17 protein-coding genes are annotated in these 24104 nt (G+C 72.3%); 8 read left to right on the top strand and 9 right to left on the bottom strand.

What is annotated here, in order from left to right:
• The first annotated feature begins 239 nt into the window (after nt 1-239).
• Genes ABZX75_RS23625 through ABZX75_RS23610 form a run of 4 tightly spaced genes read left to right on the top strand, consistent with a single transcriptional unit; the run spans nt 240 to nt 6930 of the window.
• Entirely contained in the window at nt 240-3716 is a 3477-nt protein-coding gene (locus ABZX75_RS23625) for an ATP-grasp domain-containing protein (protein WP_355413659.1), read from the top strand.
• A complete protein-coding gene (locus ABZX75_RS23620; RefSeq protein WP_355413657.1) occupies nt 3713-4357 on the top strand; it encodes an NADPH-dependent FMN reductase in 645 nt (214 codons plus the stop codon). The genes ABZX75_RS23625 and ABZX75_RS23620 overlap by 4 nt, the downstream gene beginning before the upstream one ends.
• Before the next feature lie 27 nt (nt 4358-4384).
• On the top strand, nt 4385-5686 hold the full coding sequence (locus tag ABZX75_RS23615) for an ATP-grasp domain-containing protein (RefSeq protein ID WP_355413655.1): 1302 nt from the start codon (nt 4385-4387) through the stop codon (nt 5684-5686).
• A 44-nt stretch (nt 5687-5730) separates the two neighbouring features.
• Nucleotides 5731-6930, top strand: coding sequence for an MFS transporter (locus ABZX75_RS23610; RefSeq protein WP_355413653.1), 1200 nt, complete (start codon nt 5731-5733; stop codon nt 6928-6930).
• A gap of 78 nt (nt 6931-7008) precedes the next feature.
• On the opposite strand, the gene ABZX75_RS23605 is transcribed toward ABZX75_RS23610, so the two are convergent.
• Nucleotides 7009-8379, bottom strand: a complete 1371-nt coding sequence (locus ABZX75_RS23605) for a transposase (protein ID WP_355413651.1) — start codon at nt 8377-8379, stop codon at nt 7009-7011.
• 151 nt (nt 8380-8530) lie between these two features.
• On the opposite strand from ABZX75_RS23605, the gene ABZX75_RS23600 reads away from it, so the two are divergent.
• Nucleotides 8531-11641 (top strand): BTAD domain-containing putative transcriptional regulator, encoded by a 3111-nt coding sequence (locus ABZX75_RS23600; RefSeq protein ID WP_355413649.1) that lies wholly within the window; start codon nt 8531-8533, stop codon nt 11639-11641.
• A gap of 117 nt (nt 11642-11758) precedes the next feature.
• Here the strand turns inward: ABZX75_RS23600 and ABZX75_RS23595 are convergent, their stop codons facing one another.
• The 8 genes from ABZX75_RS23595 to ABZX75_RS23560 form a co-directional block, all read right to left on the bottom strand.
• Nucleotides 11759-11926 (bottom strand): hypothetical protein, encoded by a 168-nt coding sequence (locus ABZX75_RS23595; RefSeq protein ID WP_355413647.1) that lies wholly within the window; start codon nt 11924-11926, stop codon nt 11759-11761.
• 239 nt (nt 11927-12165) lie between these two features.
• Nucleotides 12166-13779 (bottom strand): FAD-dependent monooxygenase, encoded by a 1614-nt coding sequence (locus ABZX75_RS23590; RefSeq protein ID WP_355413645.1) that lies wholly within the window; start codon nt 13777-13779, stop codon nt 12166-12168.
• Between the two features lie 16 nt (nt 13780-13795).
• The gene (locus ABZX75_RS23585; protein WP_355413643.1) at nt 13796-14620 is read right to left on the bottom strand and encodes an arylamine N-acetyltransferase; all 825 of its coding nucleotides are present in this window, start codon (nt 14618-14620) and stop codon (nt 13796-13798) included.
• Nucleotides 14621-14672: 52 nt separating this feature from the next.
• Nucleotides 14673-15695, bottom strand: coding sequence for a beta-ketoacyl-ACP synthase 3 (locus ABZX75_RS23580; RefSeq protein WP_355413641.1), 1023 nt, complete (start codon nt 15693-15695; stop codon nt 14673-14675).
• A 130-nt stretch (nt 15696-15825) separates the two neighbouring features.
• On the bottom strand, nt 15826-17721 hold the full coding sequence (locus tag ABZX75_RS23575; protein ID WP_355413639.1) for an anthranilate synthase family protein: 1896 nt from the start codon (nt 17719-17721) through the stop codon (nt 15826-15828).
• Nucleotides 17718-18341, bottom strand: a complete 624-nt coding sequence (locus ABZX75_RS23570) for an isochorismatase family protein (RefSeq protein WP_355413637.1) — start codon at nt 18339-18341, stop codon at nt 17718-17720. The genes ABZX75_RS23575 and ABZX75_RS23570 overlap by 4 nt, the downstream gene beginning before the upstream one ends.
• Nucleotides 18342-18391: 50 nt before the next feature.
• Nucleotides 18392-19162 (bottom strand): 2,3-dihydro-2,3-dihydroxybenzoate dehydrogenase, encoded by a 771-nt coding sequence (locus ABZX75_RS23565; RefSeq protein ID WP_355413635.1) that lies wholly within the window; start codon nt 19160-19162, stop codon nt 18392-18394.
• A 19-nt stretch (nt 19163-19181) separates the two neighbouring features.
• Entirely contained in the window at nt 19182-20354 is a 1173-nt protein-coding gene (locus tag ABZX75_RS23560) for a 3-deoxy-7-phosphoheptulonate synthase (RefSeq protein WP_355413633.1), read from the bottom strand.
• Between the two features lie 273 nt (nt 20355-20627).
• Here ABZX75_RS23560 and ABZX75_RS23555 point away from each other — a divergent pair, with 273 nt between their 5' ends.
• The 3 genes from ABZX75_RS23555 to ABZX75_RS23545 all read left to right on the top strand — a co-directional run bounded on the left by ABZX75_RS23555 (nt 20628) and on the right by ABZX75_RS23545 (nt 24083).
• A complete protein-coding gene (locus tag ABZX75_RS23555; RefSeq protein ID WP_355413631.1) occupies nt 20628-21608 on the top strand; it encodes an NADPH:quinone reductase in 981 nt (326 codons plus the stop codon).
• A 256-nt stretch (nt 21609-21864) separates the two neighbouring features.
• Complete coding sequence (locus ABZX75_RS23550) at nt 21865-22413, top strand: SRPBCC family protein (RefSeq protein WP_355413629.1); 549 nt, start codon at nt 21865-21867, stop codon at nt 22411-22413.
• 101 nt (nt 22414-22514) lie between these two features.
• On the top strand, nt 22515-24083 hold the full coding sequence (locus ABZX75_RS23545; protein ID WP_355413627.1) for an AMP-binding protein: 1569 nt from the start codon (nt 22515-22517) through the stop codon (nt 24081-24083).
• Nucleotides 24084-24104: the final 21 nt, after the last annotated feature.

Here is a 24104-nt window from a genome sequence, read left to right as displayed (position 1 = left end):
GGGTCGGACAACGGGCTTCTCGTCAATGTGGGAAGTCGCCGAACCTGATGTATTCGAAAACTTTTGATTGGCGTGTGTGTGCAGGTCAGCCGGTGTCGAAAAGGGATTCGGGCGGGAACGAAACAGGAACGGCACGGGAAGACGTGATGGAGTGCAACGCGGTTTTCCTTTGCCGCTTGCCCCGCGCTCCCCTGCCCTTGATGCTGCGAGGGAAGAAGAGGACTCAAGGGGCTGAGCGCATGCATGTTGTTCTGCTGGAGACGGCATCCATCAGAGGTTTTGACATCGTCGCCGAAATGGCCGACGACGGAATCGAGGTCAGCTTTGTCACGGAGCGCCTGGACGCCTACCGCGGCAAGCCCGGTTTCGAGCTGATCGCACGGGCCGCGCGGGTGGTGGAGGTACCGGAACTGGCCGGCTGCCAGGACCTCGCCGCCAGGCTCGACGGCAGGCTCGGCCCCCACCGCCCCGACGGCGTGATCTGCCGGGACGAGGTCCACCTGCACAGCGCGGCGCTCCTCGCCCGCGACCTGGGTCTGCCCTACGAATCGCTGGAGGCGGCGCGGCTGCTCGGCGACAAGGCGGCCGTACGGGAACGGCTCGGGAAGGCCGGTATCGGCTCCCTGCGCTGGCGCCGGGCGGTCACCGAGGAGGAAGGGCTGGCGGCGGTCCGGGAGATCGGCCTGCCGTGCGTCGTCAAGCCGACGGCGGGCGGCTGGTCGGTCGGGGTCACCGTGGCCTGGACCTGGGAGCAGGCGGCCGGCGCGCTGGCCGAGGTGCTCGGCGTACCGCTGGGGCCCGGCGGGGAGCCGCCGGTCGCCCTCGTGGAGGAGTACGCGGTCGGACGCCACGTCAGCGCCGAACTGCTGGTGCAGGACGGGCGCACGGTCCTGCTCGGCTTCGGGGAGCGGATCCCGGCGCCCGCCGGGACCACGGCCGAGCTGGGCGGGCACTTCCCGGCCCGCTTCGAAGGGCTGGGCGCCGCGCGGCGGTTCGTCCTCGACGCGGTCGAGGCGCTGGGGATCCGGGCGAGCGCGCTCCACGTGGAGCTGCTGATGACGCCCACCGGGCCGGAGCTGATCGAGGTCAACGGCCGGATCGCCGGGCACGTGGTGACCCGCCAGATGTCGCTGGCGCTGGGCCGTTCCATCGCCCGGGACCTGGTGGCGCTGGCCACCGGGACGCCGGTCGCGGACGAGGCGCCGCCGGTGGCGACGGTCGCCCTGCACACCCTGTGGAGCGAGAGCGACGGGATCGTACGCGGGTCCGTGCCGGAGCTGTCCGAGCTGCCGGCCGGGGTGATCGACTGCCAGGTGGGCGTCGGCCCCGGGGACCGGGTGCCGGCGCTGGCCACCAACCACGACCGGTTCGGCTACCTGATGGGGCGGGGCGCGGACGCCGCGCAGGCGGCCGGTGTCGCGGCGGAGGCGGCGCGGCGGGTGAGGGAGTCCTTGCGCCTTGAGCCGGTCGCCCCGCGCGGTGCGGGTGCGGCTCCGGCCACGGGGGGCGAGCACCTGGTCCTGCTGCTGGACGGGGACGACCCGGTCGAGCGGATCGTGGGCGCGGCCGGTGCGGTGACCGGGCGGCTGACGGTGCTGCGGCGCGACGAGCTCACCTTCGAGGAGGCGCGGGCCGCCTTCGGCCGCGCGCACGCCCGCCACCCGGTGGCCGGGGTGCTGTCCTGGTCGGCGGCGTACGAGCGGGAGGCGCGGCAGCTGCGCCGCGTCGCCGCCGGCTCGGCCGGGGCCGGGGCCGGGGCCGAGTTGGACGGGTTCGCCGCCGCCGGGGGCGGGACCACCGGCTTTGCCGGGGCCGGGTGGGAGGGCTTCGGCGAAGGCGGTGGTTTCGGGGAGCTGGAGGAGCCGGCCTACATCGGTGATCCCGTGCACACCGTGCTGGCCGTAGCCGGCCGGGGGCGGGTGGATGCGCTCGCCGTGGTGGACGAGAGCGGCGATCAGGGGATCGGCGACGAGGGGACCGAGCGGCGGATGGTCGCCGGGGCGGTGCCCGAGCGGCTCGCGGTCCGTGCCGGGGACGCCGTGCGGGCTGCCGGGATCGAGGGGCCCGTCCGGGTCGTCTTCGGCGCCGGCGGCCAGGAGCCGCACGTGCTGGCCGGCTTCGACGAGCGGGTCCTCGACCTCTACGACGCCGCCCACCGGCGGAGCCTGGTGACCGCGGCCGCCGAGAGCGCGCTGGGCCGGCCCGTCAGCGCCGCGCTGCCCGACGCCGGGCGCGTCGCCGTCCAGCGGTTCCTGCCCGCCGGTTCCGGCCGCTTCCGGATCGTCGCCGCGACCGTCGCCGAGGAACTGTACGACTGGCCCGAACTGGCCTCCGCGCGGACCCCGCTGGGCCGCGACGGCACGCACACCGGCCCCGCCCCGCGCCTCGTCTACACCGTGGCCGCGCCGAACACCGTACGCGCCGAGCAGGCGGCCGCCCGCATAGAGCGCTCGCTCGTGTGGCGCACCGAGCCGGCCGACCGCACGCACGTCCTGCTGCTGGACCGGATCGGTCCCTCGGTGTGGACGCGGGACGACGGCACGCCGCTGCTGGACCCGGACCGGTTCCGGGTCAGCGTGCTGGGCTCCGGCGCCGCCCACGGCAGGGGAGCCGCCACCGACTTCGCCGCGCACACGGACGTGTTCGACCAGGAGGCGGTACGGGCCTTCGCCGGCGCCGTGAACGCGCTGCACCCGGTGGACCGGGTCGCCACCGTCTCCGAGCGGCTGCAGGAACCGGCCGCCGCCCTACGGAAGGTGTTCGGCGCGGCGGGCGACGACCCGGCCACGGCCCGGAAGTTCGTCGACAAGGCGGTGATGAAGCGCATCGCCCGCCGGGCCGGCATCCGCACCGCCGACGGGCACCTGGTGCACACCCCCGAGGACGTCACCGACCTCTTCGCCCGGCACGGCAAGGTCGTGGTCAAGCCGCGGGACGGATCCGGCTCGTTCGGTGTGTCCGTGCTGCGCGACGCCGCACAGGTGGAGCGGTGGGTACGCGAGGAGTTCCGCCCCGGCAGCCACCTGTGCGAGGGGTTCGTGAGCGGCGACATGTGCCACATCGACGCCGTGCTCCACGAGGGCGATGTCGTGTGGGACGTGTCCCGCTACGAGACGGACACCCTGGCCGTCGCCCGCTCCGAACCGCTGTCCTCGGTCACGGTCGCCGACCCGGCCGTGCGCGCGGCGGCCCACGAGCTGCTGGGCCGGGTCATCGACGCCTGGCAGGTCAGGACGGGGGTGCTGCACCTGGAGGCCTTCGTCGACGAGAGCGGTCTCACCTTCTGCGAGGTGGCGGCGCGGCCGGGTGGCGCGGGGATCGCCGAGGCGTTCCGGGCCACCACGGGGATCGACCTCGACCACGCCAAGATACTCACGGACGCGGGCGTGGACCCGAGGATCGGGCGCCGGGCGCCGGCGGGCGCGTACGCGGGCTGGACCGTGCACTACACCCGCGGCGGGATGCTGCTGGACTTCGACGACTCGGCGGTCGAGGAGGACACCTACTTCCGGTCCGTCCCCTACCGGATCGGCGACGTGGTTCCCGCGCAGCGGTTCTCGGGGTCGGGCGTCAGCACGCACGTCTTCGCCCACGACTCCCACGCCGAGGTCAAGCGGCTGGTCGCCCGGGCCGAGCGCGAAGTGCGCCTGGTCCTCAGGCCGGAGCCGGGACCGGTTCCCGGACCGCGAGCGGGAACCGCGGGGGCCGTGCGGTGATCCTCGGCATTCTCGGCAGCTCCGCCCCGGATTCGGTCTCGCGCCGGGTCCTGGAGCTGGCCGCACACCGCATCCGGGCGACCGGGACGCCGTACGAACTCCTCGACCTCGGCGTCGAGTTCTCCGCCCGCCACCGACTCGCCGACTACGACGACCCGCCGCCCGGCAGCCAGACCGCCGCGCTGCGGGCCCGGATCGCCGCGTCGAGCGGGGCCGTCCTGGCCACGCCCGTCTACCACGGCTCGTACAGCGGGCTGCTCAAGAACGCGCTGGACCACCTCGCCGGCGACGCCCTGGCCGACCGGCCGGTCGCCCTGATCGCCGCGGGCGGCGGCCCGCGCGGTGCGGGGACGGCCTGCGACCAGATGCGGTCGGTGGTGCGGGCGCTCAGCGGCTGGGCCGTGCCCACCCATGTGGCCGCCACCGGCGGGGACTTCACCCCGGGGGAGCCGCTGGAGGGGCTGCGGGAGCGGATGGACGACATGGTCGCCGAACTGCTCTCCTTCCGCTCCGCCCGCCGGCCCCCTCGGCCGCCCGTAAGAGAACGCGCAAGAGAACTCGCGCAGGACCCCGTACGGGACTCCCCGCGCGCCCCGCGCACCCACGAACACTGCTCGCCGCCGCCCCTCATCCGTCTCTGACCCCACGCGTCCGCGAAAGGACCAGCCATGACCACCCGCACCCCGCACCTCCTGCTGATCTCGGGCATCGGCGGCCACGCCCCCGAGGACGCACTGGACTCCCTCTCCCGCATCAGCACGGCGGTCTCCGTCGTCCACCTCTCGGCCTGGGGCGACCCGGAGCCGGTGCGGGCGGACTGGGCCCGGCGCGGGCTGGAGGGGGAGTTCCTGACCGCGGCCGATCTCGCCGAGGCCGTCACCGTGGGACTCGCCCTGCACGAGCGGCGCGCGCTGTCCGGGATCGTGACCTACTCGGAGCTGCTGCTGCGCCCGCAGGCCGAGCTGGCCGAGCGGCTCGGGCTGCCGGGGAACTCCCCGGAGGCGGTGACCGTGGCCCAGTCCAAGTCCCGGCAGCGGCAGGTCTTCGCCGAACGGGGCGTGCCCTCACCGCGGTTCGCGGTGGTGCGCGAGGAGCGGGACCTGGCGCGGGCGGCCCGGGAGATCGGCCTGCCGGCCGTCTTCAAGCCGTCGCTGGGCGCGGGCAGCCAGAGCGTGCGGCTGGTGCGTACGTACGAGGAGCTCCTCGCGGCCTACCGCGACGGGCGGGCCGCGACCTCCGCCTTCCTCCAGGAGGAGGACGTCTTCCTGCTGGAGGAGCGGCTGGAGCTGGAGGCCGACGGGGACAGCGGCTGGGCGGCCTACTGCAGCGTGGAATCGCTGCTGGCCGCGGGCGAGCGCCACCACCTGGTCGTCACCGACCGGCTGCCGCTGACGCACGGATACGCCGAGGAGGGCACCTCGATGCCGTCACGGCTCGACGCGGCGGCCCAGGCGGCCGCCGTCGACTGCGCGGACCGGGCGATCGCGGCCATCGGTCTGACCACCGGGGCCGTGCACACGGAGATCGCGCTGACCCCGCGGGGACCGCGCGTGATCGAGGTCAACGCCCGGGCGGGCGGACCGATGCCGCTCATGTTCCAGGTCGGCGCGGACTACGACTACGCCGGGCAGATCGCCCGCAGCGCGCTCGGGCTCGCGCCGGACGCCACACCTGAGTTCAGCAGGGTCGCGCTGGTGCGGATGATGCCGATCCCGGCGGGCGAGTGGCGGGTGACGGCGCAGACCCCGAAGGAGGAGGTACTCGCCGCCTTCCCGGAACTGGTCTACGTGGCACCGCGGTTCACGCCGGGCGCACAGGTGAGCCGCAACCGCACCCTGCACCTGGCGACCTTCCTGCTCAGCGCGCCGACGCCGGGCGAGGCCCGTGCCCTGGCCGACCGCGTCGAGCGCGGCCTCGGCATCGAACTAGAGGAGGCCGGCCCGCCGCCGGCCGTGGCGCGGGCCGCCTGAGCCGGCACCGCAATCCCTCTCCCTCATACGTTGGGACCGCTCTGATGAAGAAACGCTTCTACGCCACTGGACTCTCCGACGCCGTCGGACTGGGCATGTACCTCTCCCTGTCCGTCCTCTTCTTCGACAAGGCCGTGGACCTGCCCAACGCCCAGATCGGGCTGGTCCTCGGCGTCGCCGGCATCACCTCGCTGCTGGGCGCCATGCCCATCGCGCGGGCCGCCGAACGCTTCGGCACCCGTACCGTCCTGACCGTCCTGTTCCTGGTGCGGGCCGCCGCCTTCCTCGCGCTGTCCCTCTCGCACTCCTTCGTCGCCGCACTGCTCGCCTCCGCGGTGGCCGGGATCCTGAGCCGGGGCATCAGCCCGCTCATCGAGTCGGGACTGATCGCCCGGGCCACCAACGAGGAGGCGGTCGGAGCCCTCGCCCGGCTCCGGTCGCTGCGCAACGCGGGCATGGCGGCGGGAGCGCTGCCCTCGGGGGCGGCCATCGCCATCGGCGAACCCTGGGCGTACCGGGGGGTGATGGTGCTCTCCGCCGTCCTGTTCATCGGCTGCGCCCTCGTCTGCCGGACCTTCGGCGACGCCGGGCACACCGCCGGGACCGCGCAGGGCCAGCCCTCGCGCGCCAGCGTCCTACGCGACCGGGTCTTCCTGCGGATCACCGCCCTGTACGGGGCCCTGACCATGTCGGCGCTGGTCCTCGGACTCGGCGTCCCGCTCTGGGTGGTCCAGCAGACCCAGGCCCCGGCCTGGACGGTCACCCTCATCCAGGTCCTCAACACCGCCCTCGTCGTCGTGCTCCAGGTCCGCGTCAGCAAGGGCTCCGAGAACCTCGGCACTGCCCGCCGGATGATGCGGCGCGGCGGACTGCTGTCGGCGCTGGCCGCGGTCCTCGTACCGCTGACGGCGCTCGGCGGGGCAGGTACGGACCTGGCTCTGGTAGTCGCAGCCGCGCTGCTCTTCTCCCTCGGGGAGCTGTACATCATCTCCGGCACCACCGGCGCCGCTCTGCTGCACATCCCCGAGGGCCGCAAGACCGGTTACCTCGCCGCCTTCAACCTCGGCTTCGCCGTCACCACCGTGGTGGGACCCCCGCTCATCACCGCGTCCGTCGGCTGGGCCGTCTGGGGCTGGCTCGGCTGGGGGGTCTACTTCACCGTCGTGGGCCTGATCGCGATGCGCGTACCGGCGCCCCGGCAGGCCGGCGCCAAGGCGCCGCAGACCGTCGGAGCCGGCGCGTGAGGCGGGTCGAGGAAGGGCTGGAGCGGGCCCCGAACACTCCTCTTTGCGCGGCTTACCGTCATCCTCGGACGACACGTCTCAACCCGTCTGCCGCTGCTGCCGGTTCTCGGACGGACTGCCGTTCCAAGCCGCCTCCCGGCTGCGGGATGCGGCGTGGTCGGCGCCGATCGCGACGGTGTGGGCGGCCGAAGAGAGAGTGAGGTGGCGGTGCCAGCCCTGGAAGGAGCGGCCGGCGAAGTCGCGCAGACCGGCCCGCTCCCCGGTGGCGGCGCTGTCGAAGGCCGTCCGCCGGCTGAGCTTGGCCAGCCGGGTCAGCCCGTCGAGCGAGGTGGTGGTGAGGTCCGTGAGCCACAACTCGCTCGGCGGGCCGTTGCGGTTGGTCCACTCGCCCATCAGCAGCCACTGCTGCGGGCCGGAGACCGAGCGGCGGGCCTGCGGCAGCTCGACGCGGATGCCCGCGACCAGACCGGTACGCACGACCGGCGCACCGGAGGAGCCGTCCAGCCACTCGACGGGCCGGCGCAGCCCGCGTACGTGCTGGAGCATGTCGGCGACGGGGATGGGGCCCGCGCCGTAGCCGGGCATGGCCGTGTCGGCCACCCGCAGCTGGTCCATGGCCCGCAGGCGGGCGATGACGGGGACGCCCGCCGCGTGGAAGCGGCTCAGCACGGCGCTGCTGACGAAGTCGCGGGAGGGCAGGACCACCGGGCGGCGCTCGCCGCCCCGCTCCAGGACCTCCAGGGCACAGGCCGCGGCGCACTCGCCCACGGACTCCTCCTCCACCCAGTCGGGGATGTCGGCGCGGCGGCGCTTCTCCTCGTCCTGGAGCCAGGACGGGGAGAGGAACAGCCGCCAGTTGACGGGGGCGCTCATCGCCTCGGAGGCCATCCACAGCCCGTAGGAGTGCTGGCCGTGGACGGAGTGGCCGAGCTCGGGGACGAAGCGGCGGTCTATGCCCACCGACTGCTCGCCGGCCTTCTGGATCGGCATGGACTGGATGACCCAGGCCTTGGGCTGGACCATGCCCTCCACGTGGCGGGTGAGGGCGGTGCGCATCGGAGCCCAGTTCCAGGTGGACTCGGTGATGAAGTGGTGCAGGGACTGTTCGGTGCCCGCCCCGCCGACGACGGTGGCGAGGTTGCGGATGGACTTGCGGCCCTCCGCGTACAGCAGGCCGCGCAGGTACTGCTCGCCGCGGGCGCGCTGGTCGCTGCGGCGCAGCGACTTGAAGAGCTGGGGTGCCAGCTCCGAGATCATTGCTTCGAGGATCTGCTCCCGAGGGTCCGCCGCCACGACCGGGGTCGCGGGGGCCGGGGGAGCGGGGGGCACCTGTGCCGAAGAGGGGACGGGTGCCTGGTAGGCGCTGTGCGCGGCGGCCGGCCGGGTGCCGGAGTGGGTCGCCGCACGGCGCACTGTCCGCCGTGTGGCGCCGAGGCCGAAAGTCTTCATCGCTGCTCCTGAGTCCGAGTCAGGACGCAACTGTCGGAGCCGGTGTTCCTACTTCGTTCCCTCCTCGCTACCCCTCTGGCCGGTAACGTGCATAGGATCCGGGAAATACTCCCCATCGGGGAGTATTGAAGGGGGGCAGGGTAAGAGGGCCATGGGGAATCCGATGGAAAGCCAGGTGCGTTTCAACATTCTCGGACCGCTCGAAGGCTGGGCGGACGGAACACGAATAAGGCTCGGCGGTCAAATTCACGAGCGAGTATTTGTCACCTTGCTGCTCGAACCGGGAAATGTCGTCACCGTTGCCCGGCTTGTCGAGGCGGTATGGGACGAAGAACCGCCCGTGACCGCTTCCCATCAGATCCGCAAGGCCGTGGCCGATCTGCGCCGCCGGATCCCCGAGGGCGGGAAGGTGATCGTCACCGACGGTCCCGGCTACCGGGCCGAGGTGAGCGGCGACCGGCTCGACCTGAAGGAGTTTTCCGGCCACGTGCAGGAGGCCCGGCACGCCGCCGCCGCGGGCCGCACCCAGGACGCGGCCGACGAACTGCGCGCCGCCCTGGCCCTGTGGCGGGGCCCCGTCATGTCCGGGGCCGGCGGCTCGGTGGTGGAGGCGGCCGCCGCCGTACTGGAGGAGCGCCGGCTCGGCGCCGCCGAGCAGCTCTTCGAGCTGCGCCTGGCGCTCGGGGAGTCCGGGGAGCTCATCAGCGACCTGCGCACCCTCATCGCCCAGCACCCCCTGCGCGAGACGCTGCGCGGCCATCTGATGCTGGCGCTGTACCGCTCCGGGCGGCAGGCCGAGGCGCTCACCGAGTACGCCAAGGTCCGGGAGCTGCTCGTCGAGGAACTGGGCATCGACCCCAGTGGGCAGCTCACCACGATGTACGAGGACATCCTGCGCGCGTCGCCCGGACTGACGGGCCCGGCCGCCCCGCTGCCCGCCGCTCCCGCGGCCGCCGCCCCGGCCGAGGACGGGGACGCCGCTCCCGCTCCCGCCGGCGGCACCGCCCGCGGGGCCGCCCGTACCCGGGAGCCCGCGGCGCCACGCGACTCCGCGCCCAGCACGCTGCCGCCCAACCTGCCGGACTTCACCGGCCGCGAGCGCGAGCTGGCCGAAGTGCTGGAGGCCTGCCGCCAGGACGTGGGCGAGGGCCCGCGGGTCATCGCCGTCGACGGCATGGGCGGCTGCGGCAAGACCGCGCTGGCCGTCCGCACCGCGCACCAGCTCGCCGCCGAGTACCCCGACGGCCAGCTCTACGTCGACCTGCGCGGCTTCACCCCCGGCGAGGAACCGCAGCGCCCGGCCGCCACCCTCGGCGGTCTGCTGCGCGTCCTCGGGGTGCCCGCCGACAGCATCCCGGACGACGAGGCCGGTCTGATCGGGCTGTGGCGGGCCACGCTGTCGGGCCGCCGCCTGCTGTTCCTGTTCGACAACGCCTTCGACGCCGGCCAGGTGCTGCCGCTGCTGCCTTCCTCCGCGGAGTGCCTGGTGCTGGTCACCAGCCGGGCCAGGCTGCTCGACCTCGACGGCGCCGAGTGGATCTCGCTCGGTGTGATGCCGCCCGAGGAGAGCCAGGTGATGCTCACCGAGCTGCTCGGTGACGACCGGGTGGCCAGGGAGCCCGGGGCCGCGGCCGAACTCGCCGAGCTGTGCGGCCACCTGCCGCTGGCCCTGCGCCTCGCCGTCGCGCGGCTGCGCAACCGGCCCCGCTGGACGGTCCGCTACCTGGTGGACCGGCTGGAGGACGAGACCCGCCGGCTGGACGAGCTGAGCGCGGGCGAGCGCAGTGTGGCGGCGACGCTGAGCCTTTCGTACAAGGCGATGGAGGAGGAGCTGCGGGCCGCGTTCCGCCTGCTGGGCCTGCATCCGGGCGCGGAGGTCGACGTCTATTCGGCGGCGGCGCTGCTGGAGACCGGGGTGCGTGACGCGGAGGACATGCTGGAGGACCTCCTCGACATGCACCTGCTGGTGCAGAACGAGCCCGGGCTGTACGCCTTCCACGACCTGGTGCGCACGTACGCGCTCTCGCTCGGCGACGGCTCGCACGGCGAGCAGGGCCGGGCTGCGGCCGGCAGGCTGCTCGGCTACTACACGGGCGCGACCGAGGCCGCGTGCGTGGTGCTGTTCCCCAGCCGCCGCAGCATGAAGCTGGACGCGCTGGGCCCCGAGTACGCGCTGCCGCCGATCAAGCGGGAGGACCGGGCGCTGGAATGGTTCGACCGGGAGTCCGCAGGCATCCAGACGCTGCTGGCCCGGGGCGGCCACGAGACCTGCCCGCAGCAGGTGTTCGCCCTGGCCCGCAACGCGTCCTTCCACCTGAACTTCCGCGGCCGGTTCACCGAGTTCGAGGCGGTGTGCCGGGCGGGCCTGACGGCGACCCGCAGTATGGGCGACCCGCAGCTGATCTGCCGGACTCTCAACAACCTGGGCGTCGCGCGCTGGAAGCTCGGCCGGTTCGCCGAGGCCGTGGAGGCGGGCGAGGAGGCGATCGACTGGGCCAGGAGGGCCGGTGACGTGGAGGACGAGGCGGTCAGTCTCGGAGTCCTCGGGCTGGTCCACTACGCGCTGGGGAACCTGACCAGTTCCTACGCCTACACGATGGAGGCCGTACAAGCGCTCGACGGGCGCGGTTCCACGATGCCGCAGCAGCGGGTGGAGGACCTCAACACCGTCACCACGGTGTGCACGGCACTCGGCCGCCACGACGAGGCGGCCGACGCCGCGCGACGGGCCATCGAGCTGTGCCGGGAGTTCCACCACCCCGACCTCGAGGCCACCGCGTGGACGGGGCTGGCCCTGACGCACCGCGCCATCGGGGAGTTCGAGGAGGCCAGGACCAGCTTGAGGCGGGCCCTGTCGCTGAGTGCCTCCTGCATGGCGGAGACCCTCGTGCTGACGCTGGCGGTGGCGGCGGACGTGTGCGACCTGCTGGGTGATACGGAGCAGGCGCGGGAGCACGAGGTGATGGCCTTGGAACTGATCACCCCGACCACACCGCCGCAGAGGCGCTCGCGCGTGGACAACCTCCTGGCCTTGGGTCACCGCCGCCACGGCCGGTACGAGGAGGCCCTGCGCCTGCACGGGCGGGCGCTGGCCTGTGCCGAGGGCGCGGGATACCGGGTCGAGATGGCCCACGCGCTCAACGGGATGGCGGATGCGGCGGAGCAGCTCGGCCAGTCGGACGCCGCCGGGTACCGGGAGCGGGCCGAGACGCTGTTCGAGGCGATGGGGGTACCGCCCCGCGGCCGCCGGACGGCCGTCTGAGGGAGGTGCGCGCGCCCGCGGCGGCGCACACGGGCTCCTGCGCGGCCGGTGCCGGAACACCAGTGGGGCCCCGTCCGGATGTGGACGGGGCCCCACTGGTGTGCGCGGCGAGTCGGGTCACACGCCCGGCGCCGGGAGCGGGGCGTTCGGGCCCTTGTTCTCAGCCAGGATGGAGTAGCCGGTCGTGGCGCCGTAGGCCTGGTCGTCCTGCTCGGCGGAGACACCCAGGCCGAGGGCGAGGGCGACCGCGAAGATACCGACCAGACCAGCGAGCTTGCCGCGCATTTCGTTCCCCTTGTTTGTTTCGAATCCCGTGTCGCTTTCGACAAACTGAGATTCCCAAGGGGGCTTACCGGACCGTTCCCGCTCGGTTCCCGCCCGAGGGGGGAACTCGGGAACGGGGAACGGGAACGCGGGAACCGGGCGCGGGAACGGGTCCGGTAAGGGATCGGAGTTGACAGATAACCGGGATCGGGGCCGGAAAAGCGTGGCCGAATAGCGGGGAAGTTTCCGGAAGTTTCGGCTCAGGCGAACGAAAGCCGCAGTTCCGCTTCGAGTCGTCCCAGGTCACGGGCGTGACCGTGGGCCACGATGTGCCCGTCGGGCCTGATCAGGTAGTAACCCGCGGCCCTGCACCCGGCCTGCGCCCCGGCTTCCCGGCGGCGCAGCGTCACCTGGCGCAGCAGCGGCCACTGGGCCACGACGTGCCCCAGCTCCTCCTCCCATTCCCGGCTGCCGTCGGACACGACGGCCAGGTTCCATCCGTGCGGGTCGGCCGCCGGTCCGGAGATCCCGTACGCGAGCGCGAGGCGCCGCGGGAAGACCGCACCGACCTCCAGCCCGCCGGGCAGGGCCCGCCGTACGCGGCAGCCGGTCCAGCCCGAGGGCTGCTGCGAGTCGCGGGTCACCGGGTAGGAGAGCCGGCGGCCGGCCATCACGGGGGCGTAGAACTCCGAGACGATCCCGGTCCGGTCGAGCAGCCGGAACGCCGCGTCGCGCGCCGCCACCGTGGCCTTGGCCTTGGCGACCCAGGCCCGCGTCTGGAGGTCGGTGTCGCGCACGATCTGCCGGGTGACCTCCGAGCGCTCCTCGCCGTAGGTGGCGAGCAGCGAGGCGGGGGACTCGCCGCGGATCACCGCGGCGAGCTTCCAGGCGAGGTTGTGCGCGTCCTGGAGGCCGTTGTTCATGCCCTGGCCGCCGGCCGGGCTGTGGACGTGGGCGGCGTCGCCGGCCAGGAAGACCCGGCCGCGCTGGAACTCGCTGGCGCGCCGGGCGTGCACCCGGAACACGGCCTTCCAGACGGCTTCCTTGATCCGGACACCGCGCGGGCCGCGCTCGTCGATGATGGCCTGCATCATCTCGGCGTCGACCTGGGCGTCGCCCTGCGGCATCACGGACAGGAACCGGAAGATCCCGCCCGGGATGGGCACGATCACCAGGGCGCCGTTCGCCGACTGGTAGAAGTGGCATTCGTCCGGCGGCAGATGCCCCTCGATGCGGGCGTCGACCAGGGCGAAGGCCATCTCGTACGTGGACCCCTCGAAGCCGACGCCCAGCTGGCCGCGGACCGCGCTGCCCGCGCCGTCGGCGCCGACGACGAACGGTACGCGGATCCGCTCCAGGCCTTCGGGCGTCTCCAGCACGGCGGTGACGCCGTCGGTGGCCTCGATCCGGCCGGAGAAGTCCACGCCGTCCAGGGCCAGGAGCCGTACACCGCGCTCGATCTTCCCGCCGAGTGCCTGGAAGCGCTCGGTCACGAGCCGCTCGGTGACGTGCTGCGGGAGGGTGCGGCACGCCAGGTCGTCCGAGAATCCGAAGGAGGCCAGCGGGCGCCGCTCGGAGAAGTAGCTCAGCGTGTTGATCCGTACGGACTCCTCGTTCACCACGTCACCCAGGCCGGTGTCTTCGAGGATGTCGAGGGCACGGGGCCAGACGGACAGGGCCTTGGGGGTCAGCATGGGTTCGGCGGCTCGGTCGATCACCCGGACCCGGATGCCGCGCCGCAGCAGCTCGACGGCGGTCAGCAGGCCGGTGGGGCCGGCCCCGACCACCAGGACGTCCAGGTCGGACGGCCCGGCGGCGGACACCGCTTCGCTCTCTCTCGTGGGCCGGCTTTCGCCGGCGATCAGGTCAGCCATGGCCTCTGGGACTCTCTCAGTCGGTACGGACGCCGGTGGTGGTGGAGTTCGCCGGCTCGGCGGGCAGCACGTCGAGGCTGATGCCGAAGTGGGTCTTGTACGCCGCGAGGACGTCTGCGTCGTCCTCCAGGACGGTCTTGGAGCGCTGGTCGCCGTCCACGATGTTCAGGTGGCGGCCCTTGAGGGTCACCAGGCCGTTCTCGGTGCGGATGGAGCAGAACAGCGCCTGGAGGAAGGAGGAGTCGGGCGCCGTGCGGTACCACCACAGGGAGGGCGCGTAGTCCTCGATGCGGACGGGGGTCTCGACGACCTGGTACAGCGGGCGGCCGCCGAGCCACAGGTCGACGGTGCCGGCCTGGCCCTCCACGTCCTTGAGCTGGTACTCGCCGTGCGGGTCGCTCTGGACCTCGCGGCTGTTGAAGTCCAGCGGGAAGCGGCTGTTGCGGCCGAAGCCGGTGTCGACGAGGTAGGCGTCCGCGCCGATGGTCACCTTCAGGGCGAGGTGGCCGAGGAACGGGCCGAGGCCCTCCGGGCGGTGCACGCGCCCCGGCAGGATCTCCACGTCGTAGCCCAGGGCTTCGAGGACGAAGCCGAGCGCGGGGTTGACCTCGTAGCAGCCGCCGCCGCGGTTCTCCCGGGCGACCTTGTCCACGGACCGCTGGTCCATGTGGATCTCGCGGCCTTCGAGGTGGTAGTCGAGGTTCTCGAACGGTACGGAAAGCACGGCGCGTTCGGCCAGGTGGCGCAGGCCCGCGAGGTCCGGGGCCGCGGGCCGGGTGGCGCCGATGCGGGTGAGGTAGGCGTCGACCGTGGCGTCGTCGAGCACGGTTGCGTCCAGCATGGGAACTCCTTGAGGGATGTCATCCCCTGGGGTGGTAGGGGAGGGAGGTGGACTACCAGCGGATGAGCGACAGACCCAGGGCCATGCCGCCGCCGAAGCCGGCGAGCAGGACCAGGTCGCCGGCGGTCAGCCGGCCGGAGCGCGCCGCGTGGTCGAGGGTGATGGGGACGGAGGCGGAGCCGGTGTTGCCGTACTCCTCGTACGTGGTCCAGGTGCGGCCGGCGCCCACGCCGAGTTCGGCGGAAAGGCTCTCCAGCATGCGGCCGTTGGCCTGGTGCGGAACGAAATGCGCGAGATCCGCGGGGGTGAGGTCCTGCTCCGCGAGGAATTCACGGACCGCGGGCGGGACGTTTTCGGCCACGAAATCGCGGACACCGCGGCCGTTCATGGTGAAGTACTGAAGTCCCTGGGCGAGGGTTTCGGCAGTGGTGGGAATGCGGCTGCCGCCGCCGGGAACCTCGATGAGATGCCGGTCCGCCGCATAACTGGCCAGCCGGTTCGAAAGGATTCCCCGGCCCGCTCCGGCCGTCCGGCCGATGACGACCGCACCCGCTCCGTCACCGAAGAGGATCGTGGTGCGCCGGTCCTCGGGGTTGAGGATGCGGGAGTAGACGTCGGCGCCGATGACGAGCGCGTAGCCGTTGCCGGCCGCGGCGGCCAGCATGCTCTGCGCCGTGGCCAGCGCGAACAGGAAACCCGTGCACACGCCGTTGACGTCGAAGGCGGCGGTGCCCTGGTCGGCGCCGAGCTCGGCGGCGACCACGGCCGCGGTCGGCGGCTGGGGCTGGTCGGGGGTGGAGGTCGCCACCACGATCAGGGAGAGCTGCGCGGCGCGGATTCCGGCGCTCTCCAGCGCCGCGCGCCCCGCGATCACCGCAAGGTCGGATGTGGCCTCATCGGCCTTCGCCCACCTGCGGTTGCGTATTCCCGTTTTGCCGAAGATCCATTCATGATCGACCCCGGCCGGCGCTCCGACTTCGTCGTTGGAGACGACATGAGCCGGTACGTACGACCCCGTGCCCAGCACGCCGACCGAAAGAGAATTGCGCGCACCGTGAATTCCCGTCGTAATCATTTGGGCGACTCCTCACTGCGTGAAACTTATGGTTCCGTCCCGGGGAAATGCCGACAATGGTGTCTGCGGGACCTTGTCAGGTAGGGCGGGCGGCGCGGGGCGGTCCGCCGGGGACCGCCCCGCACCGGCGTCAGGCGGCGAGCATCCGCGCCGTCAGCGAGGCCAGGAGCTCCCCGGTGATCCGCGGACCGTTCTGTGTCAGCACCGACTCGGCGTGGAACTGCATCGAGGCGAAGTGCGGGCCGCGCAGCGCGTGCACCTCGCCCGTCCGCGGGTCGCGGCTGATGTCCACGAGCCCGATGCCCGGGACGATGGCCGAGTCGACGGCGGAGCGCGCGGCGAAGGTGTTGTAGAAGCCCACCCGCTCCGGCCGGCCGAAGAAGTCGATCTCCTTCTGCACGCCCTGGTTGGGCTCGCTCCGGCGCACGAGCTCGAAGCCGAGGGTGGTGGAGAGCACCTGGTGGCTCAGGCAGACGGCCAGAAAGGGTCTGCGCTCGTCCAGCAGGGTCCGTACGGCCGTCCGCAGGTGGTCGATCTTGGGATGGGCGGCGTCGCGCGGATCGCCGGGGCCGGGACCCATCACGACGAGGTCGTGGTCGTCGAAGGAGTACGGCTCGTCGAACCGGCGGACCGTCACGTCCAGGCCGATCGAGCCGAGCTGACGGGCGATCATGGCGGTGAAGGTGTCCTCGGCGTCCACCACCAGCACCCGCCGTCCGGCCAGCGCCGGGTCCACGGCCGCCCGCTCCTTCTCCTCCCCCAGCCAGTAGCCGGCGATGGTCCGGTTGCGGTCCCGCAGCGCCGCGCGGACGTGGGGGTGGGAGGCGAACCGGGTCCGGCCGCCCCGCGACTCCAGCGCCGCGAGCAGCCCGGCCGCCTTGGCCTTGGTCTCGGCCACCTCCGACCACGGGTCGGAGTGGCGCACCAGGGTCGCGCCGACGCCGATGCGGACCTCGCCGGCGGCGGTGATGTCGGCCGTACGGATCAGGATGGACGAGTCCAGTGCGTGCCCGCCCTCCTCGTCGCGGCCGATCAGCGCCAGTACGCCGCTGTAGTAGCCCCGGCCCTGCGGTTCGTAGGCGGCGATGACGGAGGCCGCGCTCTCCAGCGGGCTGCCGGTCACCGTGGGCGCGAAGAGCGTCTCGCGCAGGATCTCCTCCGGCGCGCGCTCGCTGCGGCCCTCGATGAAGTACTCGGTGTGGGCGAGGCGGGCCATCTCCTTGAGGTACGGGCCCTCCACGCGGGCACCGCCCTCGCAGATCCGGGCCATCATCTTCAGTTCCTCGTCCACGACCATGTACAGCTCGTCGGTCTCCTTGGTGTCGGCGAGGAAGTCCATCACCTCCGGCAGCGAGGGCCCGGCCGCCGGATAGCGGTAGGTGCCGCTGATCGGGTTCATGACGGCGGCGCCCCGGTGCAGGCTGACGTGCCGCTCGGGGCTGGCGCCGACGAGGGTCCGCTCGCCGGTGTGCACGAGGAAGGTCCAGTACGCGCCGGACTCCCGCTCCAGCAGCCGCCGGAAGAGGGTCAGCGCGTGGTCCGTGGAGTATTCGCGGATGCCGGTGGACCAGGAGCGCTTGATGACGAAGTTGGCGCCCTTGCCCTCGCCGATCTCGTCCGAGATCACCCGGCGCACCGTGTCGGCGTACTCCTCGTCGGAGACGTCGAACCGGCCGCCCTCCAGCTCGATCGGCAGGTCGGGGATGAGCGCGAGGGCCTCGACCAGGGAGACGCGCTCCTGGCCGGTGACGGTCATCGCGACCAGCGGGGTGTCCTCCTCGGGGGCGGCGAAGCCTCGCTCGGTGATCTGCCGGTACGGGACGAGCGCCAGCACCTCGTGCCGGGCGCCGGCCGGCCCCTGGGCGGCCTGGGCCTCCACCGGGCGCAGCTGGGCGAGGGTCTCGGCGTCCCGGGTGTCGCCGACGATGACGTCCAGGATGCTGGGGCCGGTGGCCTCGGGACGGTAGAGGAGGGCGAAGGGGGGCGGGTTGGGGCCGAGGACGCGGGCCAGCAGTGGCGAGCTCATCCTGCGATCTCCTTCGCGGTGGTGACGACCGCGCAGCGCTTGGCGGCGTAGTCGATGGCCAGCCGGTGCTCCCGTTCGCTGAAGTCGCCGATCGCGTCCGCGACGAGGAAGGTCTGGATGTCGTGGCTGAAGGACTCGATGGCGGTGGTCAGCACGCCGACGTGCGCGTACACCCCGCAGATGACCAGCTGGTCGCGGCCTGCGGCGCGCATCCGCTCCAGCAGGTCGGTGTTGAAGAAGGCGCTGTAGCGCCACTTGGTGCAGACCCAGTCGCCGTCGGCGGGGGCGAGCGGGGGGACGACCTCGCGGTCCTCGGGGCTCGTACGCATGCCCGGACCCCAGATGTCGGCCAGCAGGCCGCGCTGCTCGGGGGTCATGCCGCCGGGCTGGGCGGTGTAGGCGACGGGCGCGCCGGCGTCCGCGAAGTGCTCGCGCAGCAGGACGGCGTTGGCGGTCAGCTCCTCGCGCAGCCCTTCGGGCAACGGCGCGAGGAAGTAGCGCTGCATGTCGTGGACGAGCAGCACGGCCCGGTCGGCGTCGAACGACCACTGCGGGACGGACGGGGGAAGGTCTCCCGCGGTGGGGAGGGGATAGGGCTCGATGGTCGGTATGCCGGCCATGATTTCCTCTCGGATGTGTCGTTCCTCAAAGGGCTGGGCGATCGGCGGGGTCACGCGCCGAGCGTGGCTCCGCCGTCCACGGTCAGGACGTGCAGAGTGATGTGGGCCGCGCGGTCGGAGAGCAGGAAGAGCACGGCTTCGGCGATGTCGGTGGTCCGGGCGAGCTTGCCCAGGGGGATGCCGACCTTGTAGGAAGCGGGGTTGCCCGCGATGGTCTTGGCGGGTCCCTGCTCGTCCTCCCACATGGAGGCGAGCATCGCGGTGTCGGTGGAGCCGGGTGCGACGACGTTGCAGCGGATGTTGTACTGGGCGACTTCCAGGCCGAGCGACTTGGTGAGCATCGTCGCGGCGGCCTTGGAGGCCCCGTAGGCGGCCATACCGGTCCGCGGGGTGCCGGCCGCGTTGGAGGCGACGGTGACGATGGCTCCGCGACCCCGCGGGGCCATCCGGTTGACGGCGGCGCGCGATAGCCGGAAGACGCCGCTGACATTGACCTCGAAGGTCTGCAGCCAGTCCTCGTCGCTGAAGTCCCGTACCTCGCCCATGCGCAGGATGCCCGCGGTGTTGACGAGGAAGTCCAGCGGACCCAGTTCGGCTTCGACCTGGTCGACGACCGCCTCCACCTGCTCGGTGCTGGTGACGTCGGCCGGGTAGGCACGGGCGGTGAGCCCGTCGGCGATCAGCTTGTCCACCGCCTCCCGAAGCCGCGTCGCGTCCCGGTCGACGGCTGCCACCGCCGCGCCCTCCTCGGCGAGTCGGCGGGCTACGGCCAGGCCTATGCCTCCCGCGGCTCCCGTGACGAGGGCGACCTTGTTGTCCATGTCCCATCTCCCTGCTTGTTCAGGCCCGCCATTGCGACACCACGGCGTAGGCCTGGTGCGGGTTGAGGCGGGGATCGCAGAAGCTCGTGTAGGTCTCGCCGACCCCGTCGAGGTGGCCCGCGTCGGCGGCGCACTCGGTGACCGGGTCCGGGGTCGTCTCCAGGTGCAGCCCGCCCGCGACGCCGCCGCCGCGGACCACGGCCGCCTGGAAGCCCCGTACCTCTTCGACGACGGTGTCGACGAGGCGGGTCTTGAGACCTCCGGGAGCGGTGACGGTGTTGCCGTGCATCGGGTCGGTGATCCAGACCACCGGGTGGCCGGCCTGCTGGACCGCGTCCACCAGCGCGGGCAGCCGCTCGGAGACCAGGTCGGCGCCCATGCGGGCGATGAGGGTGAGGCGGCCCGGCTCGCGCCACGGGTCGAGGCGCCGGCACAGCTCGATGAGCTCCTCCGGGTCCATCGAGGGACCGACCTTGCAGGCCACCGGGTTGACGACGCCGGCCAGCGTGTCGACGTGGGCGCCGTCGAGCTGCCGGGTGCGCTCACCGATCCACGGGAAGTGCGTCGAGGTCAGCAGCGTGTTGCCCTCCTCGTCCCAGCGCATCATGGGCAGTTCGTAGTCGAGGAGCAGTGCCTCGTGGCTGGTCCACACCGGCGGGCAGATGCCGGAGCGGCGGGCCGGGTCGGTCCAGCCGAGGTGGGCCATGGCCTGGGAGGCGGCGTCGTAGCCGGCCAGCAGCCGGTAGGGGTCGGGGATGCGTTCGGCGAGGCTCGCCTCGGGACCGTTGACCATGTGGCCGCGGAAGACGGGGAGTTCGGTCCCGTCCACGATCTCGGTGGGGCGCGAGCGCGGCTTGCCGAACTGGCCGGCGAGGCGGCCGATCCGGACCACCGGCTTGTGGGTGATCATCTTGAGGGTGCCGGCGAGCAGGTCGAGGAGTGCGGACTTGCGGGCGATGTAGCCGGCGTCGCACTCCGACGGGTCCTCGGCGCAGTCGCCGGCCTGGACGATGTACGCGTCGCCCGCCGCGACACGTGCGAGGTGGGAACGCAGGCGGCGGACGTCTCCGGCGTTGACCAGAGCCGGTCTTTGGGAAAGCTCTTCCTTTACCTTCGGCAGTTCCGGATTGTCGGCCCAATCTGGCTGCTGACGGGCGGACTCTTTTCTGACGGTAAGCGAAGCTGTAACCACAGGAAACTCCCAGGAATGGGCAGGCGTGGGGTGCTCGGGCAAATGTGAAGGGCGGGCGGAATATGGATCCTGCGGTGGCTGGCCGGAAGTAACCACGGACCACGGATCACTACGTCAGGTGAGAGTTACGGGTGCACCGTGCGAGTGCCGGGCCGCATCCGCGGCCGGAACTCGTGCGGGCGCGGCTTGCGGGCCGGTCGCCGGGGCGGCGGTACCTGACAGACGGCGGACGGAAGGTTTCCCGCGGCGGCCGGCCCGAACAGAATCCGACTCATGCATGCCGCCTATATCGAACAGCTCGGTCCCGCGGAGGTCATCCGCTTCGGTGAGCTCCCCGCTCCGCAGCCGGGGCCGTCCGACGTCCTCGTCGAGGTCGACGTCGTCTCCGTCAACCACGTCGACACCTTCGTCCGCTCGGGTGCCTGGCGCACCCCGCTCGACTTCCCCTTCGTCATCGGCCGGGACCTCGTCGGGACCGTGCTCCGCGCGGGCCCCGCCGTCGCCCACCGCTTCGCCCCCGGCGACCGCGTCTGGTGCAACAGCCTCGGCCACGACGGCCGCCAGGGCGCCGCCGCCGAACAGGCCGTGGTCCCGGCCGAGCGGCTCTACCCGCTGCCCGAGGGGGTGGACCCGGTGGACGCCGTCGCCCTCGCGCACCCGGCCGTCACCGCATACCTGGCCCTCTTCGACCAGGGAGACATCACGGCCGGCGACACCGTGCTGGTGGCCGGGGCCGCGGGCAACGTCGGCAGCGCGCTGGTCACCATGGCCGCGCACGCCGGAGCCCGGGTCATCGCGACGGCCTCGCCGCGCGACTTCGCCTACGTACGGGAGCTGGGCGCGGCCGAGGTCATCGACTACCACGACCCCGACGTGCCGGGCCGGATCCGCGCCCTCGCCCCGGGCGGGGTGGACATCCACGTCGACACCTCGGCCCGCAACGACCTGGAGACGGCGGTGGACCTGCTGGCGAGCCGCGGCCGGATCGTGCTGCTCTCCGGAATGCGCACCCGTCCGGTGCTGCCCGTCGGGCCGCTCTACCTCAAGGACTGCTCGGTGCGCGGCTTCGCGATCTCCCACGCCACCGCGGGCCGGCTCGCCGAGGCCGCGGCCCACGTCAACAGGCTGACGGCGGCGGGCCTGCTCCGCCCGCGCGGCACCGAGGTGCTGCCGCTGTCGGAGGCGGCCCGGGCCCACCGGCTGCTGGACGAGGGCAAGGTGACGGGAAAGCTCGTCCTGCGCGCCAAGAACTGAACGGGATATTCCGGATATCGATTCCGTGTAACGGACGGAATTCCGGCAGGAACCAGGGACGGAATCCCGGCAGGAAGCCGGTACGGAAGCCCGGGTGAGAATTCGCTCGGCGGCGCCGCGGCATGACGGCCACGGCGCCGCTTCGGCGCGCCCGGAACGCGACCCCAGTCATCCTCCCGCAGGTCCGGGTAAATGACTTGATGGACCTCGGAGAAGGTCATTGATCGCCGAATGCCAGGGCAGCAGTATTTCGGCCATGACGAACTCCATCATCGACTCGACCCCGCTTTTCGAGGTCCGCGCGGACATTCCCGTCGCGGCCACCGCGCAGGAAATCTACGACGTCGTCAGCGACCTGACCCGCAGCGGCGAATGGAGCCCGGAGTGCCAGGGCGGCGAGTGGATTTCCGGTGAGCCCTCCAGCGTCGGCGCCGTCTTCCGCGGCGAGAACCTGCGCGCCGAGGACGTCGTCGGCTGGGCCCCCCTGGTCCGCGGCACCTGGTACACCGAGGCCCGCATCACGGCCGCCGAGCCCGGCCGCACCTTCCGCTGGATGATGCTGACGCACGCCCAGGAGGACCAGGAGTCCATCTGGGGCTTCGACATCGAGCCGGCCGAGCAGGGCTCGGGTTCGGTCCTCGTGCACCACTTCCGGATGGGCAAGGCGACCGCCGGCATCCAGAAGATCGTGGCGGACCTGGACGAGGTCCAGCGCAAGCAGTTCATCGCCGACTGGACCGAGAAGCTCGAACAGGACCTCGACGCCACCCTCGCCCGCATCCGCGACGTCGTCGAAGGCCGCTGAGCTCGCGTTGCCCGACCGCCTGGCCGCCGGCACCGGTCGTCCCCCCGGTGCCGGCGCACTCCCCGTACGCCAACGAAGACAATCTTGAGAGAACGAGGGCCATGCTTCTCCAGCGCATAGGAAACAAGGGCATTCGGCTGGGTACGCTCTTCGACCGAGCGGCCGCCCGGACCCCCGCCGGTCTCGTGGTCATGGACCACGACCTGGACATCGCCCCGCAGCTCGGGCGCCGAGCCACCTTCACCGAACTCGCCGACCTCGTCGACGACTTCGCCTCCAGGCTGTGGTCGGTCGGCGTGCGGCCGAACCACCACGTCGTCGTGCACAAGTCCGACGGCTTCGACATCTCGCTGCTGGCCTGTGCGATCGCCCGCATCGGCGCGATCCCGGCCCTGCTGTCCCCGAAGCTGGACGGCGAGACGGTCGCGGTGCTGATCCGCCGCATCGACCAGCCCTTCCTGATCACCGACCAGGACAAGCTGGACCACCACCTGCCGGCCGAGGTCTTCGACATCACGGCCAAGGTGCTGCTGACCACGGGCGCCTTCGAGGGGGCCGTCGAACTGGCCTCGCTCGCCGGTGTGGTCCGCGTCCCGGCCATCCCGATGCCGCCGGACCACCCGACCCTGATCACGCACACCTCCGGCACCACCGGCACCCCGAAGCTCGCCGTGCACACCGGCCACACCTTCGAGTCCCGCTACCGCCCGCAGGCCACCGTCTTCTCGGCCGTCAGCAAGCGCGAGCCCGTCGCCGTGCACGTCTCCTTCGTGCACTCCCGGATGTTCACGGCCATGCCGATCTCGATCCTCCAGGGCCACACCCTCATCGTCCTGCGGGAGGACGACCCGGAGACCGTCAGCGACATCTTCGCCCAGGTCCCGCCCGGCTTCATCGAGGCCCACCCCAACACCTTCCTGCGCTGGGAGGCCCTGGCCGACGACCCGCGCGGCCCCCTCGCCAACGTCAAGTACTTCAGCTCGACCTTCGACGCGATCCACCCGCGCACCGTCTCCATCCTGCTCAACGCGACGAAGAGGCGTAACCCGCTCTTCGCGCAGGCCTACGGCCAGAGCGAGGTCGGCCCCATCGCCGCCCGCACCTACACCCGCAAGGGCGGCGCGGACTTCGACGGCCGCTGCGTGGGATCGCCGTTCCCCGGCATGACCAACGTCCGCGTCGTCAGCCGTGACGGCAACCCCGTCACCAAGACGAACCCCGGCTTCATCGAGATCAAGTCCGACGGCCGGATCATCACCTACCTCTCCGAGCACGAACGCTGGGAGAAGCAGGTCAACGACGGCTGGTGGCGCATGGGCGACCTCGGCTACCGCACCAAGTGGGGCTGCCTGCACCTCCTCGACCGCGAGGTCGACGAGATCCCCGGCATCGGTTCCACGCTGGAGATCGAGGACAAGCTCTTCACCCGGCTGCACGAGCTGATCGAGGTCATCATCATCCCCGGCGCCGACGGCGTTCCGGTGCCGGTGGTGTGCACCCGCGACGACAAGCCGCTCGACCTGATCGCGTGGAAATCCGCGGTCATCGGCCTGCCGAAGCTGGCCGACCCGGTCCAGTGGCGCCTGGAGGACGTCCCGCAGACCTCCACCACCAAGATCAAGCGTCTGGAGCTCGCGCGCCTGGTCGCGGCCGGCTCCACCGCCGAATAGCCCGCCGGGAGCCGGCCTGCC

The sequence above is a fragment of the Streptomyces sp. NPDC003038 genome, assembly GCF_040611115.1.
GTDB lineage: Bacteria > Actinomycetota > Actinomycetes > Streptomycetales > Streptomycetaceae > Streptomyces.
The sequence above is the reverse complement of the archived record's forward strand: the minus strand, read 5'-3'. Positions and strand labels throughout refer to the sequence as shown.

What these genes read in the sequence shown, in the direction of transcription:
- ABZX75_RS23625 (WP_355413659.1), top strand. Translation starts at nt 240, where the DNA reads ATGCATGTTGTTCTGCTGGAGACGGCATCCATCAGAGGTTTTGACATC.
- ABZX75_RS23615 (WP_355413655.1), top strand. Translation starts at nt 4,385, where the DNA reads ATGACCACCCGCACCCCGCACCTCCTGCTGATCTCGGGCATCGGCGGC.
- ABZX75_RS23610 (WP_355413653.1), top strand. Translation starts at nt 5,731, where the DNA reads ATGAAGAAACGCTTCTACGCCACTGGACTCTCCGACGCCGTCGGACTG.
- ABZX75_RS23605 (WP_355413651.1), bottom strand. Translation starts at nt 8,379, where the DNA reads ATGAAGACTTTCGGCCTCGGCGCCACACGGCGGACAGTGCGCCGTGCG.
- ABZX75_RS23600 (WP_355413649.1), top strand. Translation starts at nt 8,531, where the DNA reads ATGGGGAATCCGATGGAAAGCCAGGTGCGTTTCAACATTCTCGGACCG.
- ABZX75_RS23595 (WP_355413647.1), bottom strand. Translation starts at nt 11,926, where the DNA reads ATGCGCGGCAAGCTCGCTGGTCTGGTCGGTATCTTCGCGGTCGCCCTC.
- ABZX75_RS23590 (WP_355413645.1), bottom strand. Translation starts at nt 13,779, where the DNA reads ATGGCTGACCTGATCGCCGGCGAAAGCCGGCCCACGAGAGAGAGCGAA.
- ABZX75_RS23585 (WP_355413643.1), bottom strand. Translation starts at nt 14,620, where the DNA reads ATGCTGGACGCAACCGTGCTCGACGACGCCACGGTCGACGCCTACCTC.
- ABZX75_RS23580 (WP_355413641.1), bottom strand. Translation starts at nt 15,695, where the DNA reads ATGATTACGACGGGAATTCACGGTGCGCGCAATTCTCTTTCGGTCGGC.
- ABZX75_RS23575 (WP_355413639.1), bottom strand. Translation starts at nt 17,721, where the DNA reads ATGAGCTCGCCACTGCTGGCCCGCGTCCTCGGCCCCAACCCGCCCCCC.
- ABZX75_RS23570 (WP_355413637.1), bottom strand. Translation starts at nt 18,341, where the DNA reads ATGGCCGGCATACCGACCATCGAGCCCTATCCCCTCCCCACCGCGGGA.
- ABZX75_RS23565 (WP_355413635.1), bottom strand. Translation starts at nt 19,162, where the DNA reads ATGGACAACAAGGTCGCCCTCGTCACGGGAGCCGCGGGAGGCATAGGC.
- ABZX75_RS23555 (WP_355413631.1), top strand. Translation starts at nt 20,628, where the DNA reads ATGCATGCCGCCTATATCGAACAGCTCGGTCCCGCGGAGGTCATCCGC.
- ABZX75_RS23550 (WP_355413629.1), top strand. Translation starts at nt 21,865, where the DNA reads ATGACGAACTCCATCATCGACTCGACCCCGCTTTTCGAGGTCCGCGCG.
- ABZX75_RS23545 (WP_355413627.1), top strand. Translation starts at nt 22,515, where the DNA reads ATGCTTCTCCAGCGCATAGGAAACAAGGGCATTCGGCTGGGTACGCTC.